Origin of the sequence: Ramlibacter sp. (genome assembly GCF_029866045.1) — a bacterium.
Classification (GTDB): Bacteria; Pseudomonadota; Gammaproteobacteria; order Burkholderiales; family Burkholderiaceae_C; genus Ramlibacter.
The window spans coordinates 41978-49699 of the sequence record NZ_JARXAB010000068.1 but is presented as its reverse complement, the minus strand read 5'-3'; the positions used below and the strand labels follow the sequence as shown (position 1 = coordinate 49699).

Below are 7722 nucleotides of genomic sequence, written 5' to 3'. Positions count from 1 at the left end.
CCACGCACTGGTGACGGCTGGCTCCGGCCTGGCCCTCGCCCTGCCGGCGGTTTACGCCGCCCGCGGCTGGTACCAGCCGCGGGCGGCGTAAACCGCCGGCAGGGCGAGGGCCAGGCCGGAGCCAGCCGTCACCAGTGCGTGGTCCGCGCAGGCGCCGGCCAGGCTCTCGAGGGCGGCGCCGTCCACCGCGTCGACCACCACTAGGCGATGGCCTTGCGTCGCCAGTTGCGCCAGGCGCGCCGCCAGCGCGCCCGGGCCCTGGCGGACGACCGCATGGGTCGCCAGCCCGACCCGGCCCCGCGACTGGGCCTGCAGCACACGGACCAGGTTGGCGTCGGTCATGGGCGTCAGCGGGTGGTGGCGCATGCCCGACTCATGCAGCAGTTGCTCACCGACGAACAGGTGCCCCTGGAAGACGGTGCGGCCGTTCTCGGGCAGCGCGGGGCAGGCCACGGCCAGTGGCGCGTCCAGCGCGTCTAGCAGGGCCTCGGCCACCGGCCCGATGTTGCCCTCGGCGGTCGAGTCGAAGGTGGAGCAGTACTTGAAGTAGATCTGGCGCGGCGCGCCCTGACGCAGCCAGGCCAGCGCCGCCAGGCTGTCGGCCACCGCCTGCTGCACCGGCGCGGTGCGGCTTTTGAGCGCCACGACGACCGCATCGGTCTCAACGGGCAGCGGGTCGCGCAGGTCGGTGCAGACCACCGACCGCAAGCCCTGACGCACCAGCATGCTGGCCACATCGGTGGCGCCGGTGAAATCATCCGCGATCACGCCCAGGATCATGGCGAGCCTGCCCGGGTCAGTAGCGCAATGCGCCGCCACGCCCGGCCGCCTGCTCGAAGGCGCGCATCACCAGGCTGCTGGCCACATTGGCAAAGTAGCGGGCGCCCCAACCGGCGTAGCGCTGGCGGGCCTCCTCGTCCAGGGTGAGCACGCCGGCGCACTTGCCGGCGTCGGCCACCGCGCGCACCGCGCGCTCGATGGCGCGCTGCACCGGCGCTTCCTGCCAGCGGTTCTCATGGCCCATGGTGTGCGAGAGGTCATTGGGGCCGATGAAGACCGCGTCCACCCCCTCGACGGCAGCGATCTCATGCGCGCACTCAACCGCCTCGGGCGTTTCGATCATGACAATGAGCGCAAGCGACTCGTTACTGCGGTCGGTGTGCGCCGGGCCGCCGAAGGCGCCGTAACCGGCGGCGCGCGTGCTGAAGGCACTGCCCCGCCAGCCACGCAAACCCGGCTGGCCGGCCGGGCGCGGGTAGCGCATGCGCTCGGCCAGGCGCTGGGCGTGCTCGGGCGTGTTCACCATCGGCACCTTCACACCGCTGGCGCCCGCATCGAGGGTTCTTGCAATGTCGGCCTCGAAGCAACGGACGATGGGAACAATGCCCGTGGCGCGGGCGGCGCGCAGCAAGTGCTCGGTGGTCTCGATGCTGGCGGTGCCATGCTCGTTATCGATCACCACGAAGTCGAAGCCGGCGAAGGCGGCCATTTCCACCATCGCGGGCGAAGGCAGGCCGCAGAACAGGCCGTGGAGGCTGCCGGTGCCACGCAGCGCCGGGCGCAGCCGGGTATCTAAAGGCATGCCCGGTGCCGGGGCGGGACCCAGGGGAGAAGAAGTGGCTTGCATTCGCAGGTTCCTTTCAGCGCTGTGAGCGGTCAACAAAATGCTTGGGGGCCATGCAGCTGTTGGCGTCGATGGACCAGCCCGCAGCGGCCGCAGCCGCCACGGTGTCGGATTCCCATTGCACTGGCTTCTTCTCGTCGCCGGCCGTCATCAGGAGCAGGTAGGCCTCCGCGGCGCCGGCGTTGTGAAAAGCGCGCCAGGCATCGGCGGGCACCGAGTAGGCGTCCCAATGCGTGGGGGTGCCGCGCAGGACCTGTCCGAAAAGGCCGTCATCGGCGCGCACCTGAAGCTCGACCTCGCCCCGCTTGGCTAACACCACCTGCTTGTGGCTCAGGGCATGCCAGCCCACCTGGCCACCGGCCGGAATGCGCAGCCACTCAATGGAAAAACCATGGGCGTTACCCACCGGCGGGCTGACCGAGCGACTCTGGCTCATGCCCAGCCCGACCACTGGCGCCAGGGCGGCACCATGCCCCGGCAGCATGCTGTCGAGAAGCGAATCGCTCGCCCAGCGCAAATCGGCAAAACGCACCACGCGCTGGCTCATAGCCTCAGGCGACCAGTCTTCTAGCGCAGCGATCTCTTCGGGTGTCATCGGCTGCAGCAAGCGTGTGCCAGGCGGCACCACCTCGCCGCGGCGGGTATCGATCATGCGGTAGTCCTCAGTGAGGAACACGCCCGCCTGCTGGGCTGCGGCCAGGGTGGTGGGGCCCCAGAGAATGCCGCCGGTGTCGTCGCGCCCCAGGCCGGTGAACAGAAAGCCATCGTCCACGCCGACGTTGCAAAAGGCGCGGTAGATCCAAGTTGGCACCGAAGCGATATCGCCTTCTCCGATGAGGGCGTGCTTCTCGTCCGGATTGAAGCCCCACATGAGCCGCCAGTCACCGCGAAAGCACATGAAGATCTCGCAGGTGAAGTGCATGTGAGGTGGGTTTATCTTGCCCTGCGGGATCGACACGCCGCCGACCTGGAAGCCGTGCGGCTCGCGCAGGCTCACCGGCTGGTTGGGGTTTTGCGACACGCCAGGGCCGATGAGCGCGTAGTTGTACTTGGGCGAGCACTCCTCGATCGCGTAGTCGATGAAGGCCTCGGTGGTGTAGCGCAGGCTGTCAAAGGGAATGAAGCGCGCGCGCAGTTGTTCCAGGTTCATGGTGTCGGCAGATTCAGGGCGTGTCGGTTCGGAAGAACGGAGCCAGGGCGGCGGCCACCGCCGCGGGTCGCTCCAGGGGAAGGTAGTGGCCAGCGCCGGGGAGGGTGATGCAGTGTGCGTCCGGCCGGTGCGCCAGGGTCTGGGCCTGCGTAGCAGGGCCGCACCACGGGTCTTGCTCACCACAAAGCAGCAGCAGTGGGCCGCCCCAACGGACCAGTGTCTTGAGCCCGTCGGGGCGGGTGGCATTTAAGCGCGCCTGGGCGAGAAAGGCCGACTCGGAGGTCGCCTCGGCCATGGCCTCAAGGCACTGGGTCAACGCCGGCGTACGGCCTTGGGCGGGCACGGCTTGTTCGGTCATCTGGCGCGCCACGGCCGCAGGCCCCTGCGCGCGCCACTGGGCGATTTGCGCGGCCACCCGGGACTCGTGCGCCGGCGTACCTCCCAGGGCGCTGGCGGCCACCAGAGAGAGGCGCCGGACCCGCTGCGGGGCAAGACGCAACAAGGCGAGCGCGAGCACGCCGCCGAGGGAAAAACCCACCAGGTCTAGTGGGTCGGGCAGGCCTGGCAGCTGACGTTGCCACCAGGCCTCGGCCTCGTCCAGCTCGGACAGATCAAGTACGCGCGCGCCTTCGGCTGGTGCCCCCCCTGTGGGCCACTGTTCGAGCATGGGCGCGAACAATCGGGGGTCGCACAGTGTGCCAGGTATCAGTAATTGCAGGGGCTGGGGCTCGAGGGCGCTCATAGGGCCCCCGCGCTCGGCGCTGAGCTCATGGGCTCACTCACGTCCGAACCCGTTCACCGGTCACCGCATCGAACCAGTAGAGCCGGTCCAGGGGGAGGCGTAAAGCCACCCGAGCGCCGCGGCCCAGGCGCAGGTCCTTGGGCGCCTTGACGGACACCACCCGCTCGTCAAGCTTCAGATTAATCATGGTGCAGTCACCCAGCAGCTCAAAGGTGAAGACCTCGGCTGAAAAGCTGCCCGGGCCGCCATCGCCGAGCTGCATGTCCTCGGCGCGAACCCCGAGTGTCCAGGCGCCCTCGCCCGGCGCCCGTAGTTCGATGGCGGGACCACCCGCCCAGCGGATGACGCCACCTTGCGCAGCCAGGGGCACCAGGTTCATCGCAGGCGAGCCAATGAAGCCGGCGACGAAGGCATTGGCCGGGTCGCTGTAAATGTCCTCCGGTCGTCCCAGTTGCTGGATGATGCCGTCGTGCATCACCGCCACCCGATGGGCAAGGGTCATCGCCTCCACTTGGTCGTGGGTGACATAAACAGTGGTCACACCGAGCTCCTCGCTCAGGTGCTTAATCTCGGCGCGCGCCGTCACTCGGAGCTTGGCGTCCAGGTTGGACAGGGGCTCGTCCATCAGGAACACGCGCGGGTTGCGCACCACGGCCCTGGCGAGCGCCACCCGCTGACGCTGGCCACCCGAAAGTTCGCGCGGCATCCGGTGCAAGAAGGGTTTGAGTTGAACCCGGTCCGCCGCGCGCTCGACCAGTGCGCGACGCTCCTCACGCGGGATGCCTCGCAGCTTGAGCGGATAGCCGATGTTGTCGAAGACCGACATGTGCGGGTACAGGCCGTAGTTCTGGAACACCATGGCCACATCCCGGCCTCGGGTGGGCAGGTCGTTAACCCGCTGTTTGTCGAAGAGGATGTCGCCGCCGGAGGGCTCCTCCAGCCCGGCGATCATCCGCATAGTGGTCGTCTTGCCGCAGCCCGAGGGACCCAGCAAGACCAGAAACTCGCGGTCGGCGATGTGCAGGTTGAGGTCCCGGACCACGGGCGTGTTGCCAAAGCGCTTGTCCAGATGCTGCAGGTCGATGACGGTCATGAATGGTGTGGAGTTCGGGAAAGGGGCGACTTCAGCGCACCGAGCCGGCAGTGAGACTGCCGACGAAGTGCTTTTGCACCATCAGGGAAATGAGGAACATGGGCAGTGTGATTAGCAGCCCGCCGGCCGCCATGAGCTCCCACAGATCGCCCCGCTCGGTGCGAAAGCCGATCAGCCCAATGGGCAGGGTCAACGCATATTGCTTACCCAAGATGAGGGCGAAGAGAAACTCGTTCCAGGTCAGGGTGAAGCTAAAGACCGCCGCGGTAACGATGCCCGGCCAGGCGGCGGGCACCACGATCTCGGCCAGCACCCGCCAGCGCGGCGCGCCGTCGACCATGGCCGACTCCTCGATCTCCAGCGGCACCGCGTCCAGAAAGCCCTTGATCATCCACACCGCATAGGGCAGAACGATGGACAGGTTGACCAGCACCAGGGCGATGCGCGTATCGAGCAGCCCGTAGGCCTTGAACATGAGAAAGTAAGGCAGTACCACCACCGCCGCCGGAATGAACTGCGAAGCGATCACCAGCAGAAAGAGGAATTTCTTGAGCGGGAACTCAAAGCGTGAGAAGGCGTAGGCCGCCGTCGTGGCCATGGGAATGGCCAGCAACACGGTGCCGCCTGCGACCAACAGGCTGTTGATGATCTTGCCGCCCAAGTTCCAGGGATGGGCGAAGACAGTGACCAGGTTCTCCAGCGTCGGCCGGAAAAAGAGTGCGGCGTCCAGCGAGTAGACGTCGCGCGGCAGCTTGAAGGCGGTGAGCAGGATCCACAGGATGGGCAGGACGATCACGCCCACCAGCAGCATCACGGCTGCGCCGTGCAGCAGATCGAAACTCCATCGGCGCACGAAGGCCAAGCCCGGACCGGGAACGCGCAAGACGGCATCGCTCATTTTTTGAGGACCAGTCGCAGGTAGAACATGGCAATACACAGCAGCGTCGCCGTCAGCAGGTAGGCCGCTGCAGCGGCATAGCCCATGTCGTAGTAGCCAAATGCGCTGTTGTAGACGTAGTAAGCCAGGGTCTGAGTCGAGGTGCCCGGACCGCCGTTGGTCAGCGTGAAGATGCTGTCAAAAGCCTTCAGCGCAAACACCGACTTCAAAATCACAACGATCCCCAGCACAGGCATCAGCTGTGGCAGGGTCACGTCCCAGAAGACGCGAATCGGGCCAGCGCCATCTACCTCGGCTGCCTCCTGTGTCTCCGGCGGCACCGAGGCCAGGCCACCGAGAATCACCAGCGTCATGTAGGGCGCCCAGTGCCACACGTCGGCAGCGACCACTGCCGCCATGGCGAGTTGGCTGTCGGAGAGCCAAACGCGCCCCTGCAGCGCCGGTATGAGCAAGCCAAACAGGTACTGAGCGATGCCGTATTCGGCGTTGAAGAAAAACCGGAAGGAAATGCCGATAACCGCCGGACTCATCACAAAAGGCAGCACCAGCAAGACCCGCCCGAGCGAGGTCAGCCGCCCTTGGCGTTTAAGCAGCAAAGCCGCCCCCAGCGCAAGGAATAAGGTGACCGCGACATCCCAGCCCACGAAGATCAGCGTCACCCCCACCGACTCCAGAAACTCCGGGTCGTCGGTGAGCAAGGTGATGTAGTTTTCGAGACCGACCCAATCACCTGGCGTGTCGCTGCGGGCCAGCTTCCAGTCCCGCAAGCTCAGGACGAAGGAGTAGCCCAGAGGAAACACCGCCATGGCCAAGACGAAGGCCAGGGCTGGCGTGAGGAGCCAGACCCAGGCCGGGATGTGCAGTCGCTGCATGGACCGATCAGGCGCGCATGATGCGTCGGGCGCGCTGTGCAGCGCCGTCAAGCGCCGACTTCACGTCGCCCTTACCCGACGCCAGTTCGTTGACGGTTGCCTCGAGCAGGTCCGACATCTGCGGCCACTGCGCGAACAGCGGGACGCCACGAGCGGCCTTGAGCGACTGCGCGGCCGACACATGCATCCCACCAAAGCGGACGTTGACATCGCCGTTGATCAAGTTGGGAACCTGTACCGCGACCACCTCGTTCTTGGTCCTGTCCAGGAGCAGGTCACGCTCGATCTCGGGCTGGGTGAGCCAGGCGAGGAATTCCATCGCCGCATCCTTGCGCGCGCTGTTGCGGTTGACACCATAGAACCACGTGTTGGTGTAGGTTGTACCCGCCTTACCGGCAACGGAGGGCAGTGGCGCGAAGCCTACCTGCTCTGGCTTGAGGGTGGAGGTCTTGGCGTCGGTCAGGTTGGCATAGCGCCACCACCACACGGGGACCATCGCGCTCTTGCCCTGCGCCACTGAATTCACCGCATCTGTCTCGTTGAAGGAGGCACTTGCCGCCGGCGCAGCCTTGTGCTTGAGAAGCACGTCCAGGTATTGCTGCGTGGCGAGCACCGCCTGTGGCGAGTTGAAGGCGACTTGGCCCTTGGCGTCGACCAGGTCGCCGCCATTGCCCCACAGGTAATTCATCCAGATCATCAGGTTCTGGCCACCGCCCTTGCCGTAGTACATCGCCACACCGGCCATGTCGGTCTTGGATTGGATGACCTTGCTGGCCTCGACCATATCGGCCCAGGTCTCGGGCGCCTTCAGGCCCAGGCGGGCGAAAATGTCCTTCCGGTAGAACATCAGCTGCACGTGGCCGCGGATCGGGAAGCCGATGTAGTTCGGGCCATTGCCTAGCCCGTCACGCGCGGCACGCAGGTGGGCCTGCGGGTAGCGCGCGGTCATGTCGATCTTTTTCTCCGCCAGGCGGGCGTTGAGCGGCTCGAACAGGTTGTAGAGGCTGGGGCCCCAGATGTCCATAGCGCTCAGCACGTCGTACTGGTCGGTCTTGGCCACGAGTTCTGCGGTGAGCTTTTCCCGTGTGCTGGCGAAGGGCACATACTGGTACTTCACCTTGATGCCGGTGAGGGCTTCGAACTCCGAGAGCCGGGCCTCGTGGGCGCTGAATTGCGGCGCCACCACACTCAGCACGTTGACTGTCTGGCCCGCGTAGGGCTTTCCGGGCTTGATCGTGGCGCTCTGCGCCATCGCCGAACCTGCGCCGTAAGCGCCAAGGGCCGAGGCACTGGCCCATTGCATCCATTCGCGTCGTTGCATCATCGCTTGTCTCCTTTTTGGG

At 66.1% G+C, this 7722-nt stretch carries 8 protein-coding genes; all 8 read right to left on the bottom strand.

The features are described from left to right. Positions 1 to 51: 51 nt before the first annotated feature. From otnK to QE494_RS07910, 8 genes are read right to left on the bottom strand one after another with little or no spacing between them, the layout of a single operon-like run. On the bottom strand, positions 52 to 780 hold the full coding sequence (otnK, locus tag QE494_RS07945) for a 3-oxo-tetronate kinase (protein WP_336619430.1): 729 nt from the start codon (positions 778 to 780) through the stop codon (positions 52 to 54). A 16-nt stretch (positions 781 to 796) separates the two neighbouring features. After that, positions 797 to 1627: an HpcH/HpaI aldolase/citrate lyase family protein gene (locus QE494_RS07940; protein WP_300042387.1), complete on the bottom strand. Its 831-nt coding sequence runs from the start codon at positions 1625 to 1627 to the stop codon at positions 797 to 799. Between the two features lie 13 nt (positions 1628 to 1640). After that, positions 1641 to 2774, bottom strand: a complete 1134-nt coding sequence (locus tag QE494_RS07935) for a hypothetical protein (RefSeq protein ID WP_300042386.1) — start codon at positions 2772 to 2774, stop codon at positions 1641 to 1643. Between the two features lie 13 nt (positions 2775 to 2787). Further along, on the bottom strand, positions 2788 to 3516 hold the full coding sequence (locus QE494_RS07930) for an alpha/beta fold hydrolase (RefSeq protein WP_300042385.1): 729 nt from the start codon (positions 3514 to 3516) through the stop codon (positions 2788 to 2790). A 37-nt stretch (positions 3517 to 3553) separates the two neighbouring features. Next, a complete protein-coding gene (locus tag QE494_RS07925; RefSeq protein WP_300042384.1) occupies positions 3554 to 4609 on the bottom strand; it encodes an ABC transporter ATP-binding protein in 1056 nt (351 codons plus the stop codon). A 31-nt stretch (positions 4610 to 4640) separates the two neighbouring features. Then, positions 4641 to 5507 carry a carbohydrate ABC transporter permease gene (locus QE494_RS07920; RefSeq protein ID WP_300042382.1) on the bottom strand — a complete coding sequence of 289 codons (867 nt, stop codon included), beginning with the start codon at positions 5505 to 5507 and terminating at the stop codon, positions 4641 to 4643. Beyond that, positions 5504 to 6379 (bottom strand): carbohydrate ABC transporter permease, encoded by an 876-nt coding sequence (locus QE494_RS07915; protein WP_300042381.1) that lies wholly within the window; start codon positions 6377 to 6379, stop codon positions 5504 to 5506. The genes QE494_RS07920 and QE494_RS07915 overlap by 4 nt, the downstream gene beginning before the upstream one ends. A 7-nt stretch (positions 6380 to 6386) precedes the next feature. Then, on the bottom strand, positions 6387 to 7703 hold the full coding sequence (locus tag QE494_RS07910) for an ABC transporter substrate-binding protein (protein WP_300042380.1): 1317 nt from the start codon (positions 7701 to 7703) through the stop codon (positions 6387 to 6389). Positions 7704 to 7722 lie beyond the last annotated feature (19 nt).

Bases quoted from the DNA above. Each gene is read 5' to 3' on its own strand.
- otnK (WP_336619430.1), bottom strand. From the start codon at position 780: ATGATCCTGGGCGTGATCGCGGATGATTTCACCGGCGCCACCGATGTG.
- QE494_RS07940 (WP_300042387.1), bottom strand. From the start codon at position 1,627: ATGCAAGCCACTTCTTCTCCCCTGGGTCCCGCCCCGGCACCGGGCATG.
- QE494_RS07935 (WP_300042386.1), bottom strand. From the start codon at position 2,774: ATGAACCTGGAACAACTGCGCGCGCGCTTCATTCCCTTTGACAGCCTG.
- QE494_RS07930 (WP_300042385.1), bottom strand. From the start codon at position 3,516: ATGAGCGCCCTCGAGCCCCAGCCCCTGCAATTACTGATACCTGGCACA.
- QE494_RS07925 (WP_300042384.1), bottom strand. From the start codon at position 4,609: ATGACCGTCATCGACCTGCAGCATCTGGACAAGCGCTTTGGCAACACG.
- QE494_RS07920 (WP_300042382.1), bottom strand. From the start codon at position 5,507: ATGAGCGATGCCGTCTTGCGCGTTCCCGGTCCGGGCTTGGCCTTCGTG.
- QE494_RS07915 (WP_300042381.1), bottom strand. From the start codon at position 6,379: ATGCAGCGACTGCACATCCCGGCCTGGGTCTGGCTCCTCACGCCAGCC.
- QE494_RS07910 (WP_300042380.1), bottom strand. From the start codon at position 7,703: ATGATGCAACGACGCGAATGGATGCAATGGGCCAGTGCCTCGGCCCTT.